We start from the raw sequence: 22,207 nt of genomic DNA on the forward strand, positions 1-22,207 counted from the left end.
GCCCCGCTTCTGTCGACCCGGAGAATCTCGACATCAACAAACCATTGAACTTCCACCATGAGGAAACTACTATCCACTGGTCAGAAGCCCTCTGCACCTCGGACGGCGACCACGGCCGTATCCCGGAGCCCTGGCACGCCGTGCCATTTCAGGCGACCCGGCGGCCGTGAGACGTCGCCCGCACCGCCCGCTGAAGGAGTGACAGCTCATGTCCGCACCAGCGCCGTCCTCGCTGGCCATCGTCGACGCCGAACCCCTGCCCCGGCAGGACGAGGTCCTCACCCCCGCGGCCCTCGCGTTCGTGGCCGAGCTGCACCGCCGGTTCACGCCCCGGCGCGACGAGCTGCTCGCCCGGCGCGGCGAGCGCCGTACCGAGATCGCCCGCACCTCCACGCTGGACTTCCTGCCGGAGACCGCGGCCATCCGTGCGGACGACTCCTGGAAGGTCGCCCCGGCCCCCGCGGCCCTGAACGACCGCCGGGTGGAGATCACCGGTCCCACCGACCGCAAGATGACCATCAACGCCCTGAACTCGGGTGCGAAGGTCTGGCTCGCCGACTTCGAGGACGCCTCCGCCCCGACGTGGGAGAACGTGGTCCTCGGCCAGCTCAACCTGATGGACGCGTACGACCGCGCCATCGACTTCACCGACCCGAAGTCCGGCAAGTCGTACGCCCTGAAGCCGGCCGCCGAGCTCGCGACCGTCGTCACCCGCCCCCGCGGCTGGCACCTGGACGAGCGCCACCTCCAGCTCGACGGCACTCCGGTGCCCGGCGCGCTGGTCGACTTCGGCCTCTACTTCTTCCACAACGCGCAGCGCCTGATCGACCTCGGCAAGGGCCCCTACTTCTACCTCCCCAAGACGGAGTCGTACCTGGAGGCGCGCCTCTGGAACGACATCTTCGTCTTCGCCCAGGACGAGCTCGGCATCCCGCAGGGCACGGTCCGCGCGACGGTCCTGATCGAGACGATCACCGCCGCGTACGAGATGGAGGAGATCCTCTACGAGCTCCGCGACCACGCCTCCGGGCTGAACGCGGGCCGCTGGGACTACCTCTTCTCCATCGTCAAGAACTTCCGCGACGGCGGCTCGAAGTTCGTCCTGCCGGACCGCAACGCGGTGACGATGACCGCCCCGTTCATGCGGGCGTACACCGAACTCCTCGTCCGCACCTGCCACAAGCGCGGCGCCCACGCCATCGGCGGCATGGCGGCCTTCATCCCGTCGCGCCGGGACGCGGAGGTCAACAAGGTCGCGTTCGAGAAGGTCAAGGCCGACAAGGACCGCGAGGCCGGCGACGGCTTCGACGGCTCCTGGGTCGCCCACCCCGACCTGGTCCCGATCGCCATGGCCTCCTTCGACGCGGTCCTCGGCGAGAAGCCGAACCAGAAGGAACGCCTGCGCGAGGACGTCTCGGTGGCCCCGGGCGACCTGATCGCCATCGACACCCTGCACGCGAAGCCCACGTACGACGGTCTGCGCAACGCCGTCGCGGTCGGCATCCGCTACATCGAGGCGTGGCTGCGCGGCATGGGCGCGGTCGCCATCTTCAACCTGATGGAGGACGCGGCCACGGCCGAGATCTCGCGCTCGCAGATCTGGCAGTGGATCAACGCGGACGTGGTCTTCGAGAACGGCGAGCACGCCACGGCGGAACTTGCCCGCAAGGTCGCGGCCGAGGAACTGACCGCGATCCGCAACGAGATCGGCGACGAGGCCTTCGCCACCGGCAAGTGGCAGCAGGCCCACGACCTGCTCCTCCAGGTCTCCCTGGACCAGGACTACGCGGACTTCCTGACACTGCCGGCGTACGAGCAGCTGCGCTGACGCCTCGCTCGAACGTCTCCGCCCCCGGTGCCGCGCGGCGCCGGGGGCGGAGGCGTGTCGGGCGTCGGGGCGGGGCCCAGGGCGCGCCCTGCCCTCGTGAAATCATCTCGGCGTCGGCCCTCGGGCCCGACGCCGCCCCGCATCGAACAAGGGAGCCCCGCACCCCGTGCCCGTGCATTCACTCGCCCACTCGCCGCTCTCCCCCGCCGCCGTACGGGAGTTGCTGGCCATGCCCGCGCTGCCGGCCGTCCCCGAGGAGGAGTTCGACGCGTTCAGCGAGCAGGAGCTCGGCTGGGAGTACACCCATCTCGTCTGTGACGCCGTCCTCACCAGGCACCATCACGTCCTGTGGTACGAGGGCACCCCGCTGGGCGACCCGGAGTGCACGCTGATCCTGACCTTTGGCGAGGCGTACCCCGTCGATCCCCCGGATCCCGACGAGTACGGTCACGACGCACTCGTCGAGCTCGTCCAGGAGTGGGCCGGGCTGCCGGGCTGGGTCCTTCTCGAGGCGCCCGCCGAAGCGGAGTGCGAAGCCGTGCTCGACCGGGCGGCGGACGTCGTCGCCGCCGAGCTCGGGCCGCCCGTGCGCACGCTGCGTTCCAACGACTGGCTCGGCATGGGGCCTTTCCTGCGGTGCCGGATATGGCGGATGGGCGAGCACGGCGTCGTGCTCGCCCCGCGCGAGGACGGCGGCCCGTACGGATATCTGACGCACCTGGTCCTGACCGTGCTTCCCTGGCCGGCGGGCGAGGAGTTGCCCGTCGCGGACGAGGACTGTCTGCGATGGGTGCGGGACCGCATCATCCTGTGACACCGCGGCGGGCGGGCCGCCCGCGCGTGTCCGGCCCGCGGAGTCCGCCGGAACTCCGCGGGCCGGACGTCGTCCCCGTGCGCGCTAGTCCAGTCCGGAGTCGAGCGCGCTCATCAGCGTGCCCTGCGGGGTGTCACCTGACAGCTCCCAGACCATGACGCCCAGCAGGCCCTTGTCCTTCACATAGGCCGTCTTCCTGCCGATGGACCAGGTGTCGTCGAACGACCACCACTGGTTGCCGGTATATCCGTAAGTCGATACGGACTGTTCGTCGTGGTGCACCGTCATCGTCGGGTATGCGCCGATGAGGTTGGAGTAGCCCCGGGTGCCGGCCTCCTCCGAGAACTGGCCGGGGGCGGCCCCGCCCGCGGGCTGCCATGCGCCGCCGGCCCCGCCGTCGGTGACGTTCTGCCCACCGCGGCCGTAGAACGGGATACCGGGCGAGGACGGCGAGCAGCGCGGTCGCCGTCCTCCGTCTGAGGGGCAGGTGCTCGAACATGGTTCTCCCTTGCGGCTGGGACCGGTGAGGCGGTCCTCGGGGGGAGCGGATACATGTCGTTCCGTGACTCCTCCCCGCCCTGAAGGGCGGGGCTTCTCGCTATGCCGTGTTGGCGTTGCGACGGACCAGCCCGGCCCGTAGAACGTTGAGTGCCCCGACCTCGTCGGCATGAGCCCGGTGGCCGCAGTCGACGCAGTGGAACTTCTCCTGTGTGGGCCGGTTCTCCTTCGCGGTGTGCCCGCATGCGGGACACCGCCGGGAGGTGTTGCGGGGGTCCACGGCCATCACTTCCCGCCCGGCACTCTCAGCCTTCGCGTTCAGGATCGTCAGGAACACCCCCCAACCGGCATCACCGATCGAACGGTTCAGCCCGGCCTTGGCCGCAGCCCCGTTGGACAGGAACGCGCCCGGCCTCTCGGGATCGGGCTTCGGTGCGGGGGCCTTGCTCATGTTGCGGATCTTTAGGTCTTCGTGCGCGATGAAGTCGTGCGCGCGGACCAGGGTGAGCGCGGTCTTGTGTGCGTGGTCGAGCCGCCGACGCCGCACCTTGCCGTGCAGGGCTCCCACCTTCTCCACCGCCCGCTGATGGTTGCGGGTGCGGTCCTTGGCCCTGCATCGTGGGAACCGAGACAGCGCCCGCTGCGCGGCCTCCAGCCTGGCGGCGGCCTTGCGGGCGTGGCGCGGGTTGGGGATGTGGGTGCCGTCGGAGTCGGTGAGGAACGAGGCGATCCCGAGGTCGATTCCGATGTCGGAGCCGGTCGCGGGCAGTGGCTCGGGCACGGCCTGTTCGGCTGTGAGTACGACGAACCACTTGCGGCCCTTGCGTTTCACGCTGACGGTCTTGACCGTGCCGAGCACCGCCCGGTGCTGGTTGACCCTGACGTGCCCGACGCCCTGGAAGCGGACCCGGGTGACCGGGTCGTGCGGGGTCGAGTCCCAGCGGCACCCGTCCCCGTCCCGGGGGAAGTCCACCGTGTCGAACCAATTCACCCCGCGAAAGCGCGGGTAGCCGGGCTTGTCCCCTGCCTTGACCCGACGGAAGAACGCGGTAAACGCCTTGTCCAGCCTTCGCAAGGTTGCCTGCTGGGAGCTGAACGACCAGCGGCCCTGACGCTCGGGGTCGAAGGCCCTGATGTCCTTGAGCTGTCCGGACTGCATCCCGTACTTGACGCTCGTTCTCGAGGGGTGGCGGTAGGCGTCACGGCGTTCCTGCAACGCACCGTTGTAGAGCGAGCAGTGATCACGCAGCATTTCACCCAGCGCGATCGCCTGCCCCACGGTGGGCCGTAAGAGAAACTTGTACGCACGAATCAACCAGCCCACCCCCTTCGCCCGGCTTGTCCAACACACTACCCTTGGTGAATGTCACCGCGCTGGGAAACCGATCCCGAAGTTCGCAGGGGAAATCATGTCGTTTTCAACTTGCACGTGCACTTGGTGTTTGTCACCAAGTATCGGCGCGGTGTCTTCAGCGACGACATGCTGACCCGCTGCGAAGAGATCATGCGGGACGTCTGTCGGTCCTTCGAGGCGGAGCTGCGCGAATTCAACGGCGAGGAAGATCACGTCCACCTTCTGGTGCACTACCCACCGAAGGTCCAGCTGTCCAAACTGGTCAACTCCCTCAAAGGGGTCTCCTCTCGGTACTTGCGCCAGGAGTTCACCGGCCGCACCAACCGAGCAATCATGCACGGCCGCTTCTGGTCCCCGTCCTACTTCGCAGGGTCCTGCGGCGGAGCACCGCTGAGCATCGTCAAGCAGTACATCGAGCAGCAGAAACGTCCGCTCTGACCATCACGTCAGAGCAGCCACGAGATCGCATTCCCGCCCGGCCTGAAGGCCGGGATTCCCTGCGAAGATCGGGGATGGAGCACAGGGGAAAGTAATTGGTCTGGATCAAGTCGTCAATAGGTACAGGCCAATCAACGGCCGTCGCACCCTGGCCGTCCGCATCGGAGAACCCGCCCGGAGCGGTTCAGCCCCCGAGCACGACGGTGCGCGCCGCCGAGAAGTCGCCCCACTCACCGTCCGGGAGCTTGGCGCGGATCTTCATCGAGTGGCGGGTGCCGCGGGGCTCGCCAACGGTGAGCCGGTAGCTCGCCCGGCCGACGGGCGGTTCGCCGCCCCAGACGATCGTGGTGGTCAGCCTGCCGTCCAGGTAGAGCTGGTAGGCGGGTATCTTCCCGCCCGTCTCCGGCTGCTTCCAGTCCAGGTCGACGGCGTACTCCTTGCCATGGACGCTGCTCGTGATCCGCAGGTCCGTGGGGGCGGTGCTGGCGGGCGCGCCGGGGGCGGACGCGGTGGTGAGATCAAGGGTGTCGCTGTCGGGTGACGAGGTGTCGGCGGCGTCGCGGGCGCGGACGGTGAAGGTGTAGATGGTGCCGGGGCGCAGCCCCGTCAGCCGGGCCGTGGTCCGCGTGCCGGGCACGCTGTGGATGCGGGAGCCCTCCTGGTAGACGTCGTACGCGGTGACGCCGACGTCGTCCGTGGAGCCGCCCCAGGACAGCGTCGCCGCCCGGCTGCCGTCCGCCTTGCCGCGCAGTCTCACCGGCCGGGTCGGGGCCTCGCGGTCGGCGGGGGTGGGCGCGGGGGTGGTGACGGCTGCCGCGGCGCTCGGTGCGGAGAGGTTCCCGGCGGCGTCCCGGGCGCGGACGGTGAAGGTGTACGCGGTCGAGGCGGTCAGCCCGTCGACGTCGATCATCACCTTGGCCGCGGGGACGGACTTGACCTTCCTGCCCTGCCGGTAGACCTCGTACCCGGTGACGGCCGTGTCGTCGGTGGCCGGTTCCCACATGACGTGCGCGGAGGTGGCGCTGCTTGCCTGGGCGGTCACGTCGTGGGGGGCGGTCGGTTTCCCGGTGTCGGCATCGGCCTCCGAGCCACAGGCGGTGAGGGTGGCGATGAGCAGGGCGGTGGAGCAGGCCAACGCGGCGGTTGCGTGGGGGCGTTGCACGGTGGTGCCTTCCATCCGACGGCAATGGTCCAGACCTGTATGGCATGGCATCGGGCCCGACGACAAGGGGACGGAGCGGAACCTTCCGCAATGTGACGGTGTGCCCCTCGGCCGGACCGCCTGGCGTAGCGTCTGCGGATGCTGTGCATACGAGGAGTGGTGCTGCCGGAACGCGAGGAGCGTTCGTTCTGGGTCGAGGGAGAGGTTCTGCGTGCCGGGGCGCCGCCGGGCGGACCCTCCGGCCGGCACGCCGAGACGGTCGTGGACGGCGGCTGGCTGCTGCCCGGACTGGTCGACGTGCACACGCACCCGGGGGCCACGGAGCCGGGCACCCCCTTCGACGAGGACCTGCTGCGCGAGCAGTTGGGCGAACACCGGGACGCCGGAGTGCTCGCGGTCCGCACGCCGGGGACCGCCGGGAGGATGCCCGCGTGGGTGGACGGCGATCCGGGGCTGCCCCGCGTCACGTCGGCCGGGCGGTGGCTGGCCACGCCCGGCAGGTTCTTCCCCGGGTTCGGCCGGGACGTCACCGAGGACGGCCTCGTGCGGGCGGCGCTGGAGGAGGCGGCCGCCTCGTCCGGGTGGTGCAAGGTCATCGGCGACTGGCGGGCGGACGAACCCGCGCTGCCGCTCGCGCTGCTGAGCGAGGTGGTGACCGCCGTGCACGCGGCCGGTGGCAAGGTGGCGGTGCACTGCCAGACCGCCGAGGGCACCCGCAACGCGGTGCTGGCGGGCGCCGACAGCCTGGAGCACGGGATGCATCTGGATCCCGCCCTGCTGGACCGGATGGCCGCGCAGGGCACGGCGTTCGTGCCGACGCTGGCTGTGTTCGGTGCGAAGGCCGACGCGATGCGGGCGCGGGAGCCGAGCGCGCGCCGCGATCTGTGGGTGGCCGGCTGGGACACCATGTTCGGTAACGTCCGCGCCGCGCACGAGGCGGGTGTCACGGTGCTGGCCGGCACCGACTCGTTCCCCTGCGGAACGGTCGCGGGCGAGGCGGCCTGGCTGGTGCGGGCCGGGCTGTCCGCCGAGGCGGCCCTGGGCGCGGCGTCCTGGACGGCGCGGGCCTGGCTGGGACTGCCAGGGCTGGTGGACGGGGCTCCCGCCGACCTCGTCGCGTACGCCACCGATCCGACCGTCGATCCGGCGGTACTCGATCACCCGAGCAGGATCATCCTGCGGGGACACGTCGTGCGCTGAGCGATGAGTCCGGGGCGCTCGGGCAGTCTTCACCGGTATGGATACGCAGACGAATTCGGCACCCCTGATCGACCTCGGGCCCGCGGCCCGGCAGATCGCCGGCTTGCTCGACGCCATCGACGAGACCCGGCTGGCCGGCCCGACTCCCTGCCCCGACGTGACGGTGGGCGCGATGCTCGCCCACGTCCAAGGGCTGGCGGTGGCTTTCCGCGATGCCGCGCGCAAGGAGCTGGGCGCGACGACCGACTCGGCACCCTCCGTGGAGTCGGGGGTACTGGCGGACGGGTGGCGCGGCACGCTGCCCGTGGCACTCGACGAGCTGGTGGCCGCCTGGCGCTCGCCCGAAGCCTGGCAGGGCATGACCCGGGCGGGAAGCGTGGACCTGCCGGGTGAGGTGGCCGGCATGGTCGCGCTCAACGAGCTGGTGCTGCACGGCTGGGACCTGGCGAGGTCCACCGGACAGCCTTACGGGGCCGAGGAGGCGCATCTGCGGACTTCGATGGCGCTGCTGGCCGATCTCGGCGACAACCCGCCCCCCACCTCCCCATTCGGGCCGCCCGTCCCGGTCCCGGACGACGCGCCCCTGCTGGACCGGGCGGTCGCCCGGAGCGGCCGGCGCCCGGACTGGCGGCCGGAGGGCTGAGCCACGGCGCCGGCGGCCGTCAGCTGGTGAAGAACTCCGTGATCTGCTGGGCGACCTGGTCGGCATGGACCTCGTGCAGCCGGTGACCGCCGCCGAGGGTCATGAGGTGGCAGTCCGGGATCAGGGAGGCCATGTCCTGGAGACGGGCCTGCGGCATGGTGCTGGCCGGGCCGCCGGCGAGCACCAGCGTCGGGGCGACGATCTCGCCGAGCCCCTCCGCCCAGGCCGGATCGGGGTCGTCCAGCTGCGTGCGTACGGCCGCGAGCACGGCTTCGTCGTAGTCGACCGGTCCTTCGGGCGGCACGGCGGGGCCGGCCGCGCCGGGGAACGGCGGCGGGGTCTCCACCAGCACCAGCCGCTCCACCCGGTCCGCGTGCTCCTGGGCGAGGAGATGGGCGACGACGCCGCCCATGTCGTGTCCGACCAGGCCCACCCGGTCGAGCTCGCACGCGTCCAGGAAGCCGAGGACGTCGTCCCGCATCAGCTCGAAGTCGTACTCGTCGGGCCAGTCGCTCTCACCGTGCCCGCGCAGGTCGAGCGCGTACACCCGCCATTCCTGACCGAGCAGACTCCCGGCCGCCTCCCAGCTCGCGGCAGAATCGCCGAGGCCGTGCAGCAGCACGACGGGCGAGCCGAACGGGTCGCCCCAGGTCCGGTACGCCAGACGTACGTCGCCGACATCCACAACAGACTGATCATCCATACCCCTGACGCTACAGCCGAATGGGCGAAGATCACTCCCGCGGCCTGGCAGGCTGGAGAGGTGAAGCTCATCCCGCGTTCCCAGGTCGTCCCCCTCGTCGCTCTCGCCATGGCGGTCGCCGTGCTGTCCGGGTGTGCGGGGGCGGGTCCGGGCAGCCCGTCCGGCGGGGCCGGGCTGGACGATCCGGCGAAGAAGGACATCGCCATGCAGCTGGTCTCCAGCGCGGAGAACTCGACCCTGGACTGGAAGGCCCAGTACACGTACATCCAGGACATCGGTGACGGCCGCGGGTACACGGCGGGCATCATCGGGTTCTGTTCCGGTACGGGCGACATGCTGAGCGTCGTCGAGCGGTACGCGAAGGCCCGGCCGGGAAATCCGCTGGAGCGGTTCCTGCCCGCCCTGCGCGCGGTGAAGGGCACCGACGCGCACACGGGACTCGGGCGTCCGTTCACCGAGGCATGGTCGAAGGCCGCCGGTGACGCGGCGTTCCGCTCGGCCCAGGACACCGAGCGCGACCGGTCGTACTTCGAACCCGCGGTCAGGCAGGCGAAGAAGGACGGGCTGGGCACGCTGGGCCAGTTCATCTACTACGACGCCTATGTGATGCACGGGGCCGGTGACACGGAGGGCACCGTCGGGTTCCGTACGATGCGCCGCCAGGCACTCACCGAGGAGCGGTCCCCCGCGAACGGCGGCGACGAGGAGACGTACCTCGACGACTTCCTCGACGCCCGGGTCGCGGCGATCCGCAAGGAGCCCTCTCACAGCGACACCAGCCGGGTCGAGACGGCCCAGCGGGTGTTCGTACACGAGGGGAATTTCGACCTGGAGACACCGCTGCGGTGGAAGGTGTACGACGACAGCTACCGGATCAAGGCTTCGGACGGTTCGTAAACCCATGATCGACAGGCGCACGAGGCGTTGGCGGCGCGAGCTGTGTGCGCCGGTGCGCACCGTATGTGACCTGCGCTTTCACTCTCTCGCAACGGGTTCCCCCCACCCGTTTCCCGGTGGCCGGCCGGCCCGTTGAGGCGGGTGGACGGCCCACGCGTCGTGGGCCGGAGCACTGAGGAGCTTGCGACATGATGAAGAAGATCCTGCTGGCCGCGGCCATGCTGACCGCCGGTCTCGGACTGGCCGTCTCCCCCGCCGCCCAGGCCGCTCCGCGCGCAGTGGCCGCGCACAGCGTCGAGGCCGCGCCTGCCGCCGTCTGCACGGTCAACGACAACGGGGTGAACTTCCGCGGCGGTCCGGGCACGGACTACCCGGTGCTGGGCCAGGTGAACCGGGGGCAGAACCTCGACTACCGCGGCCAGCAGGGCAATTGGGTGATGGGTGACCTGTGGGGCGGACCCACGGGCGTCTGGATCCACGTCGCCTACCTGGACTGCTGACCCGGCACTCCCGGCCCCGCACCAGGCGTCCACGCGCCGGGGGCGGGGCTTTCACCTGTCCGGGCCGCGCTCAACCCGCCCGTGTCGCAGGGGTGTACGAGCGTCGTTCGATTCTGATAGGAAAGCTTCCTAACAGAACAGTCGGAACGACGAACTCCTCTGGAGGAATGGTGCACGCTCCCCACAAGCGCACCGCACGTCGCAACACCCGATCCGTGCGCGTCGCACTCGTCGCGCTCGGTCTGACCCTCACGGCGATCCCCGCCACCGCCTTCGCAGGCACCGCACCCGCCCCCACGGCGGCTCATCACCAGGAGGCAGCCGCGACCGGGCTGGACGATCCGACGAAGAAGGACATCGCCATGCGGTTGGTCTCCAGTGCGGAGAACTCCTCGCTGGACTGGAAGGGCCAGTACGGCTACATCGAGGACATCGACGACGGCCGCGGCTACACGGCGGGCATCATCGGGTTCTGTTCCGGCACCGGCGACATGCTCGACCTGGTGGAGCTCTACACCGAGCGGCAGCCGGACAACGTCCTCGCCGCGTACCTGCCGGCCCTGCGTGACGTGGACGGCACCGACTCGCACGACGGTCTCGACCCGGGCTTCAGCCAGGCCTGGGAGACGGCTGCCGGCGATCCGGCGTTCCAGCAGGCCCAGAACGACGAACGCGACCGCGTGTACTTCGACCCGGCGGTCGGCCGGGGCAGGAGCGACGGGCTGGGCACGCTCGGCCAGTTCGCGTACTACGACGCCATCGTGATGCACGGCGACGGCGGCGACAGCACGAGCTTCGGCTCCATCCGCGAGCGCGCGCTCGCGAAGGCGAAGCCGCCGGCCCAGGGCGGCGACGAGGTCACGTACCTCAACGCCTTCCTGGACGCGCGGGTCTGGGCCATGCGGCAGGAGGAGGCGCACTCGGACACCAGCCGGGTGGACACGGCCCAGCGGGTCTTCCTGGACGAGGGCAATCTGAACCTGGATCCGCCGCTCGACTGGAAGGTGTACGGCGACAGCTTCCACATCGGCTGACGTACCCGGACCGGAAAGCGCTGTGGCGCGTACGGCCGCCCTCGGGGCGGAACCGTACGCGCCACGTCGCCGTGCCAGGACGTCAGCGCACGACGAGAGGCGCCGCGTTGACCTCCTCCTGATCCAGGGACTCCGTTTCGGGGCCTGCGTCCGTCTTCCGGCCCAGGTGGTTGAAGGCCAGGTTGAGGACGATCGCCACCACGCACCCGGTCGAGATCCCCGAGTCGAGGACGACCAGGAGGTCCTTCGGGAAGGCGTGGTAGAACTCCGGCGCCGCGATAGGGATCAGCCCGACACCGACGGCGGCTGCCACGATCAGCGCGTTCTCGCCCTTCTCCAGCGCGGCGGAGGCGAGGGTCTGGATGCCGCTCGCCGCGACCGAGCCGAAGAGCACGATGCCCGCGCCGCCCAGTACCGGGAGCGGGACCAGCGCGATGACGGAGGCGGCCACCGGGCACAGCCCGAGCAGGATGAGGATGCCGCCTCCGGCCGCGACGACGAAGCGGCTGCGGACCTTCGTCATCGCCACCAGCCCGATGTTCTGGGCGAAGGCGCTGCACATGAATCCGTTGAACAGCGGGCTGATGGCACTGCCCAGGGTGTCGGCGCGCAGCCCGCCCTCGATCGTGCGCTCGTCCGCCGGCCGGCCGACGATCTTGCCGAGGGCCAGCATGTCCGCGGTCGACTCCGTCATGCAGACCAGCATCACGATGCACATGGAGACGATCGCGGCGATCTCGAACTGCGGCGCCCCGAAGTGGAACGGGGTGGGGAAGCCGACGACATCGGCGTCCTTGATCGCGCCGAAGTCCGTGATGCCCACCGGGATCGCGACGAGCGTGCCGACGACGAGACCGAGCAGGATCGCGATCTGCTGGAGGAAGCCGCGCAGCAGCTTCCTCAGGGCCAGGACGATCACCAGGGTGACCGCAGCCATCGTGATGTTGGTGGTCGAACCGTAGTCGTCGGCCGTGGCGTTGCCGCCCTGGGACCAGTTGAAGGCGACCGGCAGCAGGGAGAGACCGATGAGGGTGATGACCGTGCCGGTGACGACAGGCGGGAAGAAGCGGACCAGTTTGCAGAAGTAGGGGGCGAGGACGAAGCCGAGGAGGCTGGCGACGATGATCGCGCCGAAGATCACGGCGATGCCGTCGTGTCCGCGGTCCTTGCCGATCGCCACCATCGGCGTCACCCCGGCGAACGAGACGCCGTTGACGAACGGCAGCCGGGCGCCTATGCGCCAGAAGCCGAGCGTCTGGAGCAGGGTGGCTATGCCCGCGGTGAACAGGCTCGCCCCCATCAGGAAGGCGGTCTCCTTGGGAGTGAGACCCACGGCGGGCCCCACGATCATGGGCGGGGCCACCACGCCCGCGTACATCGCGGCCACGTGCTGCAGACCGCTGGTGAACATCTTCAGTGGGGGGAGCGTCTCGTCGACCGGATGCTTCCGGTCGGGCGGGGGCGAGGTCGGGTCGGGTGCTGCACTTGCGTCGTTGCGAAACCTGGGCGTAGCTGCCACGGCGGTTCCTCCGGTCGGGTACACGTCTGCGGTGACATGGGTGTCAGGGAGGTGGTGCCGGGACCGGTCGAGCGGACCGGGCCCCGTGTGGTGCGTTGATGCAGGTGGGGCAGGTCGTGCAGCTGGTGCGGCAGCTCGGTTCAGCGGTACGGGGGGCCGTACGTCTTGTGCGTACGGCCCCCCGTACCGGTTGCCATGGACCCCGCTAGGGTCCACGGCGGCCGGTCGAGGGCCGTCCCCCTCGGCCGGCCGGTATCGGGGCGCCGGGAGCGGTCAGCCTCCGGCGGCGATCTGCGCGAGGCGGCGGGCCTCGTCGCGGGTGGCGCGGGCGATGGCGTCCTCGTCCACGGTGGTCAGGCGGTTCGACTCGACGACCGGCTTGCCGTTGACGAGCGAGAGGGTGACGGGGGCGGCGGCGCCGAAGACCAGGGCGGTCACCGGGTCGGCGATGGAGGCGTGGGCGAGGGTGTCCAGCTTCCAGAGCACGAGGTCGGCGAGCTTGCCGGGTTCCAGGGAGCCGATCTGGTCCGCGCGGCCGAGGACCTGGGCGCCGCCGTGGGTACCCAGGCGCAGGGCCTGACGGGCGTTCAGGGCGCGCTCGCGGTGCGGGCCGAGGCGGTTGATGAGGAGGGCGTTGCGCAGCTCGGTGTGGAGTTCGCCGGACTCGTTGGAGGCGGTGCCGTCGACGCCGAGGCCGACCGGGACCCCGGCGGCGAGCATGTCGGGGACCCGGGCGATGCCTGCGGCGAGGCGGGCGTTGGAGGACGGGCAGTGCGCGACGCCGGTGCCGGTGCGGGCGAAGGCGGCGATGTCGGAGTCGTTCATGTGGACGCAGTGCGCCATCCACACGTCGTCACCGAGCCAGCCGGTCGACTCGAAGTAGTCGGTCGGGCCCATGCCGAACAGTTCGTGGCAGAACTTCTCCTCCTCCACGGTCTCCGAGCCGTGCGTGTGCAGCCGGACGCCGCGGCGGCGCGCCAACTCCGCTCCCTGCTTCATCAGTTCGGTGGACACGGAGAACGGTGAGCAGGGCGCGACGGCGATCTGGGTCATCGCGTCGAAGGAGGTGTCGTGGTGCGCGTCGATGGTCGCCTCGGTGGCGGTCAGGGCGCCTTCGAGGGTTTCCACGGCGAAGTCCGGCGGCAGTCCGCCGTCCTTCTCGCTGCGGTCCATGGACCCACGGGCGAGGGTGAACCGTACGCCCATGTCACGGGCGGCGCCGATGATCGCACCGGACAGGTCGCCGGAGCCCTTCGGGTAGACGTAGTGGTGGTCCATGGCGGTGGTGACGCCGCCGCGGGCCATCATGGCGAGCGAGCCCTGCGCGGCGGCGCGGGCCATCGGCTCGTCGATGCGCGCCCACGTCGGGTACAGCGCGGTCAGCCACTGGAAGAGGTTGTGGTCGGTGGCCAGGCCGCGGGTGATCCACTGGTAGAAGTGGTGGTGCGTGTTGATCAGACCGGGCGTGACGAGGTGCCCGGCGCCGTCGATCCGGCGCACGACGTTGTCCAGGCCCTCCGGAGCCCGGCCGGCCCCGACGGACTCGATGCGGTTGCCCGCGACGACGACGTGGCCCGAGGCGTACTCGGTGTCGTCGGCGTCGACGGTCGCGATCGAGCAGTTCTCGATGACGATGCGTTCCACTCGGTCGGCTGCCGGTGCTGCCATGGTGCTTCCTTCTCTCATCAGCGATGTGGGCACGGCAGGACCCTAGGAGGATTTGAGTGCCACGGCCGCGCGGCCGTGGGTGCCGAGATGGTGGAAGAACAGGTTGAGCAGGACCGCGACGAGCGCTCCGGCGCTGATGCCGGAGCCCAGGACGGTCTGCGCCCAGGCCGGGAACCCCGCGTAGAAGCCGGGCGCGGCGAGCGGGATGATGCCCGCGCCGAGCGCCACGGCGACCAGGATGATGTTGGAACTGTCGTCGAGCCCGGCCTCGGAGAGCGTACGGATGCCGCTGACGGCGATGGAGCCGAACAGGACGATGCCGGCGCCGCCGAGCACGGGCATCGGGACGAGCGAGACGACCGCCCCGAGGACGGGGAAGAAGCCGAGGACCAGCAGGGCGCCGCCGGCGGCCGCGACGACGTACCGGCTGCGCACCTTCGTGAGCGACACCACGCCGACGTTCTGCGCGAAGGCGCTGGTGGGGAATCCACCGAAGACCGGTCCGACGAGGGTGGCGATACCGTCGGTGCGCAGTCCGCGGGTGATGGTCCGCCCGTCGGTGCGCCGGTCGCAGATCTCGCCGAGCGCGAGCATGCCCGCGGAGGACTCGGTCATCAGGACGAGCATCACGATGCAGAGCGAGAGGATCGCGGCGGGCCGGAATTCCGGCGCCCCGAAGGCGAAGGGTGTGGGCAGGGCGGCGACCGGCGCGGACCCGATCGCGGAGAAGTCGGCGAGCCCGAACGGTACGGCGGCCAGCGTGCCGACCAACAAGCCGATGAGCAGAGCCACTTGCCTGAGGAACCCCCGGCCGAAGCGCTGGACGACCAGGATGACGACCAGGGTGAAGGCGGCCAGGGCGAGGTACTTCATGGCGCCGAAGTCGGTGGCCGTCGCGTCACCGCCCTGGGCCCAGGAGACCGGAACCGGCATCAGGGTGACCCCGATGAGGGTGATGACGACGCCGGTGACGAGCGGCGGGAAGAACCGCAGCAGTCTGCCGAAGAACGGGCCGACGGCCAGGCAGAAGGCCCCGGCGATCAGCACCGCTCCGTAGATCGCGGGCAGTTGATGCCCGGGCGCGCTGGTCTCGGCGATGGCGAGCATCGGGGCGATGCCCGCGGACGAGGCGGCGTTGACGAACGGCAGCCGGTTGCCGGCGAAGCCACCGATGCCGAGCGTCTGGAGCAGGGTGGCGCAGCCGGCGATCAGCAGGCTCGCCGCGATCAGCCGGGTCATGCCGGCCTGGTCGAGGCCGACGGCCTGCCCGATGATGAGCGGTGGGGTGACGACGCCCGCGTACATGGCGGCGATGTGCTGGAGCGCGGCGGGGACGAGCCGCGACGGGGCAGGCTTCTCGTCCACCGGATGGACCGAAGACTTCAGCGGGGTGGGACAGGGGCTCTCTGTTTCCGCGGGCCCAAGTGCTGGCTGTGCCATGGGATTTCCCTCCGGCCCGGCCGGCACCCGTCCGCGGTGGACGGACGGGTGCCGGCGCGGCGCCGCGTCAGAGGTTGGTCATGTCGACCGGGATCTGCGGCTCGACGCCGTCCCGCAGCACGGTGCCCTCGATGAGCCCGTACGGACGGTCGGCCGCGAGGTAGACCTCGTTGTCGTTCTTGAGGCCGAACGGCTCCAGGTCCACCAGGAAGTGGTGGTTGTTCGGCAGCGAGAAGCGGATCTCGTCGATCTCGCTGCGGCTGTTGATGATGCGCGAGCCCATCTGGTAGAGCGTCTGCTGGAGCGAGAGGGAGTACGTCTCGGCGAAGGCCTGGAGCATGTGCTTGCGCGCCTGCTCGTAGGACTTCTCCCAGTTCGGCATCCGCTGCTCGTCGTCGGTCCAGTTGTAACGCCAGCGGGCGGAGACGTCGGTGGCCAGGATGCGGTCGTACGCCTCCTTGAGCGTCGTGTACTTGTCCTTGACGTAGCCCCAGAACTCGGAGTTGGTCGAGTTCAGCACCGTGAGGTCCTTGAGACCGGAGATGACCTGCCACTTGTCGCCGTCGTAGGTGATCTGGGTGGTGCGGATCTCCTGGTTCTTGCGGACGAAGGAGTGCCTGACCTCGTCGGAACCGATGAACCGCGAGTTGCCGTCCGAGGTGGCGATGCGCTCCCAGGCGTACTCCTCGATCCGGATCCGTGCGACCTTGATCGGTTCCTGCGACGTCACGAAGTGGCGGGCGAGGTGGATGCCGAACTGCTCGGCGGACTCGATGCCGTGCTCCTTGGCGAACGCGAACACCGTGTTCTTCGTGGTGTCCGTGGGCAGGACGTGCGCGTTGGAGCCGGAGTAGTGCACGTCGTCCATCTCGCCGGAGAGGGCGACCGAGACGTTCAGGTCCTTGATGTGGTGGGTGTCGCCGTCCCGCGTGATCTTGACGACGCGGTTCTCTGCTTTGCCGTACTGGTTCTGGCCGAGAATCGTGGGCATGTGTCTGCTAGCTCCCTCGGTATACGGAGTAGCCGAACGGGTTGAGCAGCAGCGGTACGTGATAGTGCTCGCCCGGGGTGACGGCGAACGTGATCGCCACCTCCGGGAAGAACGCGCCGCTGTCCCTTACGCGGGGGGCGTCCTGCTGCGCCTCGGCTTGCTTCTTGGCGGTGAAGTACGACTCGGTCTCGAAGTCGAGCCGTACGTGGGTGGTGCCTTCCGGCAGGGCCGGCAGGTCCTTGCAGCGCCCGTCCGCATCGGTCGCGGATCCGCCGAGCGCCACCCACCGCGCGTCGCTGCCCGAGCGGGCGGCGAGCGCGATGGCGACGGCTGCGGCGGGGCGGCCGATGCTGGTGTCCAGGATGTGGGTGGACACCGATGCGGTGGCGAAGGTGCTCAAGACCTTCACTCTCCTTCTTCTACGAGCTCTTACGAGCCTTCCGTGACGAGACGGGTGAGGCGGATGCGGTTGATCCTGCCCAGTTCGGTGCGCACGATGGCGCGCTCCTGCTCGGGCGTGTTCCCGGTCCGGGACCTCACCGCGTCGCGCATCTGCTCACCGGTGGCTCCGGTGGCGCAGATCAGGAAGACATGTCCGAACCGCTCCTGGTAGGCCAGGTTGAGTGCGAGCATCTCGGCCTTGAGCTCCTCGGTGGCGCCGGCCATCCCCCGCTGTTCGCGGGATGAGGTCGGGTCCCCGGGCTTCGGGCGGCCGATCGGCGGGTGACCGGCCATGGCCTCGGCCAGGTCCTGCGCGTCGAGCGCCGCCGTGGCGGTGTCGCTCGCGGAGAACAGGGCTTCGGCGGTGGCGTACGGACGGTGGGAGAGGATCGCTCTTCCCCAGGCCGCACTGGCACAGACCTCGTGCAGCGCGGTGGCCGCCTCGTCGTCCGCCAGGGTGTTGAACCGGGCGAGGCCCGGTGTGGAGCTCGAAGTCACGGGAGCCTCCGTGGCTGTTTTTCGCTGTGCGTTGGTCGGGCTGCGGATAGCTAACGCCCTCCACCACACCACGTCAACAGTTTGTTGAAATTCCGTTCATGTAAAAAGCCGTCGCCCGGTGATCCGGACGACGGCCCGCACGTTCATGTGCCGTTTACACCTACCCGAGGACCCAACTAGACTCCCTTGGTGCCGTTTTCCCTGTTCAGGTAGTTGTAGACGGTGAAGCGGGAGACGCCCAGGGCCCCCGCCACGGTCTCGACGCCGTGCCGCACCGAGAAGGCACCGCGTGCCTCCAGGGTCCGTACGACCTCCTGTTTGGTCCTGCGGTCCAGTTCGGCGAGCGGCTTGCCGTGCCGTCGTTCCATCGCGGCCAGGATGTGGTCCAGCGAGTCGGAGAGCTGGGGCAGCCGGACGGCTATGACGTCCTGGCCCTCCCAGGCCAGGACGACATCGTCGGGCTGCGCCTGCTCGGGCCCCAGCAGCTCGGCGCCCATCGCGTCGGCGAGCGGCTTGACGGCGGCGACGAGGGGGTGGTCCGCGGGCTCGGTCACTTCGGGTCCTCCCCGATGACGTTGACCTGGAGCGAGACCCGGGTGGCACCGGATGCCAGGGCCTGGCGCAGCAGGGAGTCCACCGCGGTGAGCACCTCGTCGGCGCCGCCCTCCGCCGTGTTGCCGAAGGGGCCGACGTCCACCGCGTCCAGTTCGGCCGACTGGATGACCTCGCGGGCCACGACCGCGTGGGCCGGTGCCTCGTCGAGATCGAACGGCTCGGTGGTGAACTCCACTCTCAAGCGCACTGTGCCTCCCAGGTGTGTCGCACCGCGTCCGGGGCGACCCGCGGCTCGGGCACGACCCTAACGGACCGGCGCCGCCCCGCACGGTCTACAGCGGCAGTACACAAACCGCGGCCGGGGCGGGGAACGGGGCTCCGGCCGGGGTCAGCGCACCGGTGGCCGCGTCGACCCGGAAGGAGGTGACCGTGCCGGACCGCTGGTTGGCGGCGAAGAGGAGGCTTCCGTCCGGGGAGAAGGCGGTGTGCCGGGGGAAGTCGCCGCCCACCGGCACGGTGTCCAGCAGTCGCAGCGTGGCCCCGCCGTCCTCGACGGCGTACCGGGTGAGGCTGTTGTGTCCCCGGTTGGCGAGGTGGGCGAAGCGGCCGTCGGCGGTGACCAGGAGCTGGGCGGGGTAGCTGGTGCCCTCGCCCGTGCCGGTGGGCTGCGGGGCGCCCGGGGTCAGGGCGCCGGTGGCGGGGTCGTAGCCGCAGACGACGACCGTGTTGTCGAGCTCGCACGCGAGGTAGGCGTGACGGCCCCCCGGATGGAATGTGAGGTGGCGCGGTCCCGCGCCGGGGCGCAGTGCGGCGTACGAGAGCTGCTCCAGGGTGCCGCGCTCCTCGTCGAGCCGGTACGTGTACACGGTGTCGTTGCCGAGGTCGACGGCGAGGACGTGGCCGCCGTCGGGGGCGGTGACGATCTGGTGGGCGTGGGGGCCGTCCTGCCCCGGTCCAGGTGCGGGCGCGGTGTGGGCGACCAGGTCCGTGCGCTCCCCCACCGATCCGTCGGCGGCCAGGGGGTGTACCGCCACGCTGCCGGAGGTGTAGTTGGCGCTGAGCAGCCACCGCCCGCTCGGGTGGACCGAGAGGTGACAGGGGCCGGCGCCGCCGGTGGGCCGCGTCCCGAGCACCCGGAAGGAGCCGCCGGCGAGGGCGACGGCCGTGACGCCGCCGTTCTCCTGCTCGTCGACGGCGTAGAGCGTGCGGCCGGTGGGGTGCAGTGCGAGGTAGGAGGGGTTCTCGACGCCGGTGACGACCGTGCGGGAGGTGATGCCGCCCGCCGCGTCGTACGAGGCGACGCCGATTCCGGTGCCGCCCGGGGTGGCCGAGGTGTACGTGCCCAGGAAGAGCGTCCCGGTCCGGCGCGTCCCGGGCTTCGTGGGGTGCGGGGGCCGCGGACGGGGGCGGCGTTCGTCGCGGGGGAGCGCGGGGGCGGCGGCGAGGGCGCCGCCCGTCAGGAGTGCGCCGAGGACGGCGCGGCGGCTGGTGGGCGTTGTCATGCGAGGCACCTCGTGGGGTCGGTGGCGTCGGATGTGCCGTTCACAGTGGCCTGCCCCGATGGTCCGCACAAGAGACGCACCGGCCGTGGCGCGGGACGCGACAGGGGCGCGGGGGGCATCGGAGGGTCAGTCGCCGGACTGGATGTCGCCGCGGGTGGATGACGTGATCGGGTCCCCCTGGGCGAAGTCGCCCGGCGGGATCCCCGGATGGTGCCCGCCCTCCACGGGCTCCACGGCGGCCGCGGGGCCGAGGGCCAGGCGGGAGACGATCCGGTAGCGGTCGCCGCGGTAGAGCGAGTGCACGTACTCCACGGGGCAGCCGGTGGTGTCCGAGGTCAGCCGCTCGAAGAGGAGGGCCGGGGAGAGCTCCGGCACGTCCAGCAGCCGGGCCTCGGCCCGGGTGACGACGGTCGGCTCGATGGCCTGGACCGCTTCGTGGACGTGCACGTCGTGGCGCTCGCGCAGGTGCTCGTACAGGTCGCCGCTCTCCAGCTCCTGGGCGGACAGGCCAGGGACCAGCTCGGCCTTGATGTGCAGGTGCTCGATCGCCATCGGGGCTCCGTCGACCAGCCGCAGCCGGGCCACGTACACGATCTCCGCCGCGGGCGACATGCGCAGCTTGCGGCCGACCCGGGCGCCGGCCTGGAGCGTGGTGAACTCCAGCAGGCGGCTCGACCAGGCACCCGCGGCCTGCGGAACCGTCAGGGCCAGGTCGGCCGAGACCAGCTCCTGGGTGATCTTCGCGGGCGCGACGAACATGCCCCGGCCGTGCTCGCGCACCAGCAGCCCGACGGCCACCAGTTCGTCGATCGCGGCGCGCAGGGTGGGCCGGGAGACGCCGAGCGTGGCGCAGAGGGCGCGTTCCGACGGGATGGCGTCTCCCGGCCGGCGCGACTCGATCAGCTCCAGTACGGCGTCGCGGGCCCTCTCCCGTTTGAGCACCGTCCCCGATGCGTCGGCCTCCATGCGCTGCCCCCTTCTGACACGTCACCCTCTGACACGTCACCTTCTTACCAGTTGTGCGACCAGTTGGGCCAACTGGGCTACTGGTCAAGGGAAGTGTAGCCGCTTCTACGGCGATCAATCCCGGCCGCTGAGCCACGAGATCACTAAAACCCTTTGCTACCAAGGGGGTTGACGGCCCCATTGGTCTATGCCACCTTCATCCACCATCAAGAGGTGAGCTGTCCAGTGGGCTTCACTGGTCAGGTGGTCAGGTCCTGTCTTCCAGAGGTGAACCGTGAAGTACCGCTTGCTTGCCGGTGGTTCCGCGCTCGTGATGGCCGCCGTTCTCAGTGCCTGCAGTTCTTCGTCCGACTCCACCGGGGGCTCCGGTGGCGGGCCGACGGACATCGACGTGTGGCTGATGCGCGACAGCGTCTCCGCGCAGTTCCAGAAGGAGTTCGTGAAGGGTTTCGAGGCCGCCCATCCCACGATCAGGGTCCGGGTGCAGATCCAGGAGTGGGACGGCATCGGCGAGAAGATCACCGCCGCGCTGGCCAGCAACGACGCCCCGGACGTGATCGAGAGCGGCAACACCCAGGTCGCCCAGTTCGCCCAGAGCGGCGGGCTGCTCGACCTCAGCGACAAGGTCGGCGAACTCAACGGAAAGGACTGGCTCAAGGGCCTCGCCGAGCCGGGGGCGTACGAGGGCAAGCAGTACGGCATCCCGTACTACGCGGCGAACCGGGTCGTCATCTACCGCACCGACCTGTTCGAGAAGGCGGGGATCGACGCGTCCGCGATCAGGACGCGGGAGCAGTGGCTCACCGCCACCGGGAAGCTCAACAAGGCCGGGACACAGGGCATCTACCTGCCGGGGCAGATGTGGTACGCCCTGGCCGGCTTCGTCTGGGACGAGGGCGGCGACCTCGCGACCGAGTCCGGCGGGAAGTGGAAGGGCGCCCTGGACACCCCTGAGGCGCTGCGCGGGATGGAGTTCTACGGCAAGCTCCAGGGACTCGGCAAGGGGCCCAAGGACTCCGACGAGGACGACCCGCCGCAGGCCGACGTGATGGCACAGGGGAAGGTCGCCCAGGTCATCGCCACCCCGGGCGGCGCCAACGTCGTCATGGAGAAGAACCCCGACCTCAAGGGGAAGCTCGGCTTCTTCCCGATCCCGGGCAAGAGCGCGGACACCCCGGGCGCCGTCTTCACCGGCGGTTCCGATCTGGTGATCCCCACGGCCTCCGGCAAGCAGGAGGCGGCGCTCGCCTTCGTCAAGGAACTCACCGGTGACGCCTGGCAGAAGAAGCTCGCCGTGGCCATGAGCTACGTGCCGAACCGCACCACGCTCGCCTCCGCCGTGGCCGGCGACCCGGGTGCGGCGGCGATGGCGGCCGGCGCGGCGAACGGGCACGCGACGCCCAACACGCCCGGCTGGGCTGCCGTCGAGGCGGAGAACCCGATCAAGGACTACATGGCCGCCGTGCTCACCGGGGGTGACCCGGCGAAGGAGGCCGCCAAGGCCTCCGAGGACATCACCCGGGCCATGAACACCGCTTCCTGACCCGCCTCCGCCT

Annotated in this window: 22 protein-coding genes and 1 pseudogene; 9 read left to right on the plus strand and 14 right to left on the minus strand. The window is 70.3% G+C overall.

Translation table 11 applies throughout. The features are described from left to right. Positions 1-208: 208 nt before the first annotated feature. Positions 209-1,828, plus strand: a complete 1,620-nt coding sequence (aceB, locus tag ACFYPA_RS05105; protein WP_389129576.1) for a malate synthase A — start codon at positions 209-211, stop codon at positions 1,826-1,828. A gap of 166 nt (positions 1,829-1,994) precedes the next feature. Continuing rightward, positions 1,995-2,642, plus strand: coding sequence for a hypothetical protein (locus tag ACFYPA_RS05110; RefSeq protein ID WP_389129579.1), 648 nt, complete (start codon positions 1,995-1,997; stop codon positions 2,640-2,642). Positions 2,643-2,726: 84 nt separating this feature from the next. Here ACFYPA_RS05110 and ACFYPA_RS05115 read toward each other — a convergent pair. Both ACFYPA_RS05115 and ACFYPA_RS05120 read right to left on the minus strand, forming a co-directional pair. Next, positions 2,727-3,119, minus strand: a pseudogene (locus ACFYPA_RS05115) (glycosyl hydrolase family 18 protein); the annotation flags it as partial. A 121-nt stretch (positions 3,120-3,240) separates the two neighbouring features. After that, complete coding sequence (locus tag ACFYPA_RS05120) at positions 3,241-4,455, minus strand: RNA-guided endonuclease InsQ/TnpB family protein (protein WP_389129582.1); 1,215 nt, start codon at positions 4,453-4,455, stop codon at positions 3,241-3,243. Positions 4,456-4,503: 48 nt separating this feature from the next. Here ACFYPA_RS05120 and tnpA point away from each other — a divergent pair, with 48 nt between their 5' ends. Further along, positions 4,504-4,932, plus strand: a complete 429-nt coding sequence (gene tnpA, locus ACFYPA_RS05125) for an IS200/IS605 family transposase (protein WP_389129584.1) — start codon at positions 4,504-4,506, stop codon at positions 4,930-4,932. 184 nt (positions 4,933-5,116) lie between these two features. On the opposite strand, the gene ACFYPA_RS05130 is transcribed toward tnpA, so the two are convergent. Beyond that, a complete protein-coding gene (locus ACFYPA_RS05130; RefSeq protein WP_389129587.1) occupies positions 5,117-6,109 on the minus strand; it encodes a fibronectin type III domain-containing protein in 993 nt (330 codons plus the stop codon). A gap of 123 nt (positions 6,110-6,232) precedes the next feature. Between ACFYPA_RS05130 and ACFYPA_RS05135 the strand changes: the two genes are divergently transcribed. Both ACFYPA_RS05135 and ACFYPA_RS05140 read left to right on the plus strand, forming a co-directional pair. Continuing rightward, positions 6,233-7,294 carry an amidohydrolase family protein gene (locus tag ACFYPA_RS05135; RefSeq protein WP_389129590.1) on the plus strand — a complete coding sequence of 354 codons (1,062 nt, stop codon included), beginning with the start codon at positions 6,233-6,235 and terminating at the stop codon, positions 7,292-7,294. 37 nt (positions 7,295-7,331) lie between these two features. Next, entirely contained in the window at positions 7,332-7,937 is a 606-nt protein-coding gene (locus tag ACFYPA_RS05140) for a TIGR03086 family metal-binding protein (protein ID WP_359081971.1), read from the plus strand. A 19-nt stretch (positions 7,938-7,956) separates the two neighbouring features. Here ACFYPA_RS05140 and ACFYPA_RS05145 read toward each other — a convergent pair whose 3' ends face one another. Then, positions 7,957-8,640, minus strand: coding sequence for an alpha/beta hydrolase (locus ACFYPA_RS05145; RefSeq protein ID WP_359081970.1), 684 nt, complete (start codon positions 8,638-8,640; stop codon positions 7,957-7,959). Positions 8,641-8,700: 60 nt separating this feature from the next. Between ACFYPA_RS05145 and ACFYPA_RS05150 the strand changes: the two genes are divergently transcribed. The 3 genes from ACFYPA_RS05150 to ACFYPA_RS05160 all read left to right on the plus strand — a co-directional run bounded on the left by ACFYPA_RS05150 (position 8,701) and on the right by ACFYPA_RS05160 (position 11,071). Next, positions 8,701-9,537, plus strand: a complete 837-nt coding sequence (locus ACFYPA_RS05150) for a chitosanase (RefSeq protein WP_359320311.1) — start codon at positions 8,701-8,703, stop codon at positions 9,535-9,537. Between the two features lie 188 nt (positions 9,538-9,725). Beyond that, positions 9,726-10,037, plus strand: a complete 312-nt coding sequence (locus ACFYPA_RS05155) for an SH3 domain-containing protein (RefSeq protein ID WP_359081969.1) — start codon at positions 9,726-9,728, stop codon at positions 10,035-10,037. Positions 10,038-10,207: 170 nt separating this feature from the next. Next, positions 10,208-11,071 carry a chitosanase gene (locus tag ACFYPA_RS05160; RefSeq protein ID WP_359082035.1) on the plus strand — a complete coding sequence of 288 codons (864 nt, stop codon included), beginning with the start codon at positions 10,208-10,210 and terminating at the stop codon, positions 11,069-11,071. A gap of 82 nt (positions 11,072-11,153) precedes the next feature. Here ACFYPA_RS05160 and ACFYPA_RS05165 read toward each other — a convergent pair whose 3' ends face one another. The 10 genes from ACFYPA_RS05165 to ACFYPA_RS05210 form a co-directional block, all read right to left on the minus strand. Then, the gene (locus ACFYPA_RS05165) at positions 11,154-12,590 is read right to left on the minus strand and encodes a nucleobase:cation symporter-2 family protein (protein WP_359349624.1); all 1,437 of its coding nucleotides are present in this window, start codon (positions 12,588-12,590) and stop codon (positions 11,154-11,156) included. Between the two features lie 273 nt (positions 12,591-12,863). After that, complete coding sequence (locus ACFYPA_RS05170; protein WP_389129596.1) at positions 12,864-14,258, minus strand: 8-oxoguanine deaminase; 1,395 nt, start codon at positions 14,256-14,258, stop codon at positions 12,864-12,866. Positions 14,259-14,300: 42 nt separating this feature from the next. Continuing rightward, complete coding sequence (locus ACFYPA_RS05175; protein WP_389129598.1) at positions 14,301-15,698, minus strand: nucleobase:cation symporter-2 family protein; 1,398 nt, start codon at positions 15,696-15,698, stop codon at positions 14,301-14,303. 67 nt (positions 15,699-15,765) lie between these two features. Beyond that, on the minus strand, positions 15,766-16,689 hold the full coding sequence (gene pucL / locus ACFYPA_RS05180; protein ID WP_359081965.1) for a factor-independent urate hydroxylase: 924 nt from the start codon (positions 16,687-16,689) through the stop codon (positions 15,766-15,768). 7 nt (positions 16,690-16,696) lie between these two features. Next, entirely contained in the window at positions 16,697-17,089 is a 393-nt protein-coding gene (gene uraH, locus ACFYPA_RS05185; RefSeq protein ID WP_359081964.1) for a hydroxyisourate hydrolase, read from the minus strand. A 29-nt stretch (positions 17,090-17,118) separates the two neighbouring features. Next, positions 17,119-17,628 (minus strand): 2-oxo-4-hydroxy-4-carboxy-5-ureidoimidazoline decarboxylase, encoded by a 510-nt coding sequence (gene uraD, locus ACFYPA_RS05190; RefSeq protein WP_359081963.1) that lies wholly within the window; start codon positions 17,626-17,628, stop codon positions 17,119-17,121. A gap of 176 nt (positions 17,629-17,804) precedes the next feature. Then, positions 17,805-18,182, minus strand: coding sequence for a helix-turn-helix domain-containing protein (locus ACFYPA_RS05195; protein ID WP_359081962.1), 378 nt, complete (start codon positions 18,180-18,182; stop codon positions 17,805-17,807). Beyond that, positions 18,179-18,418, minus strand: coding sequence for a hypothetical protein (locus ACFYPA_RS05200; protein ID WP_148022282.1), 240 nt, complete (start codon positions 18,416-18,418; stop codon positions 18,179-18,181). Before ACFYPA_RS05200 ends, ACFYPA_RS05195 begins: the two co-directional genes overlap by 4 nt. A 97-nt stretch (positions 18,419-18,515) precedes the next feature. Then, positions 18,516-19,685, minus strand: a complete 1,170-nt coding sequence (locus tag ACFYPA_RS05205) for a lactonase family protein (RefSeq protein WP_389129605.1) — start codon at positions 19,683-19,685, stop codon at positions 18,516-18,518. A 126-nt stretch (positions 19,686-19,811) separates the two neighbouring features. Further along, positions 19,812-20,651 carry a GntR family transcriptional regulator gene (locus ACFYPA_RS05210; protein ID WP_359081960.1) on the minus strand — a complete coding sequence of 280 codons (840 nt, stop codon included), beginning with the start codon at positions 20,649-20,651 and terminating at the stop codon, positions 19,812-19,814. Between the two features lie 274 nt (positions 20,652-20,925). On the opposite strand from ACFYPA_RS05210, the gene ACFYPA_RS05215 reads away from it, so the two are divergent. Next, complete coding sequence (locus tag ACFYPA_RS05215; RefSeq protein ID WP_359320297.1) at positions 20,926-22,194, plus strand: extracellular solute-binding protein; 1,269 nt, start codon at positions 20,926-20,928, stop codon at positions 22,192-22,194. The last annotated feature ends 13 nt before the right edge of the window (positions 22,195-22,207 follow it).

Origin of the sequence: Streptomyces sp. NPDC005775 (assembly GCF_042871565.1) — a bacterium.
GTDB lineage: Bacteria > Actinomycetota > Actinomycetes > Streptomycetales > Streptomycetaceae > Streptomyces.

Coding starts and splice junctions, on each gene's coding strand:
- aceB (WP_389129576.1), top strand. CDS start 209: ATGTCCGCACCAGCGCCGTCCTCGCTGGCCATCGTCGACGCCGAACCC.
- tnpA (WP_389129584.1), top strand. CDS start 4,504: ATGTCACCGCGCTGGGAAACCGATCCCGAAGTTCGCAGGGGAAATCAT.
- ACFYPA_RS05130 (WP_389129587.1), bottom strand. CDS start 6,109: ATGGAAGGCACCACCGTGCAACGCCCCCACGCAACCGCCGCGTTGGCC.
- ACFYPA_RS05135 (WP_389129590.1), top strand. CDS start 6,233: ATGCTGTGCATACGAGGAGTGGTGCTGCCGGAACGCGAGGAGCGTTCG.
- ACFYPA_RS05140 (WP_359081971.1), top strand. CDS start 7,332: ATGGATACGCAGACGAATTCGGCACCCCTGATCGACCTCGGGCCCGCG.
- ACFYPA_RS05145 (WP_359081970.1), bottom strand. CDS start 8,640: ATGGATGATCAGTCTGTTGTGGATGTCGGCGACGTACGTCTGGCGTAC.
- ACFYPA_RS05155 (WP_359081969.1), top strand. CDS start 9,726: ATGATGAAGAAGATCCTGCTGGCCGCGGCCATGCTGACCGCCGGTCTC.
- ACFYPA_RS05170 (WP_389129596.1), bottom strand. CDS start 14,258: ATGGCAGCACCGGCAGCCGACCGAGTGGAACGCATCGTCATCGAGAAC.
- ACFYPA_RS05175 (WP_389129598.1), bottom strand. CDS start 15,698: ATGGCACAGCCAGCACTTGGGCCCGCGGAAACAGAGAGCCCCTGTCCC.
- pucL (WP_359081965.1), bottom strand. CDS start 16,689: ATGCCCACGATTCTCGGCCAGAACCAGTACGGCAAAGCAGAGAACCGC.
- ACFYPA_RS05205 (WP_389129605.1), bottom strand. CDS start 19,685: ATGACAACGCCCACCAGCCGCCGCGCCGTCCTCGGCGCACTCCTGACG.
- ACFYPA_RS05210 (WP_359081960.1), bottom strand. CDS start 20,651: ATGGAGGCCGACGCATCGGGGACGGTGCTCAAACGGGAGAGGGCCCGC.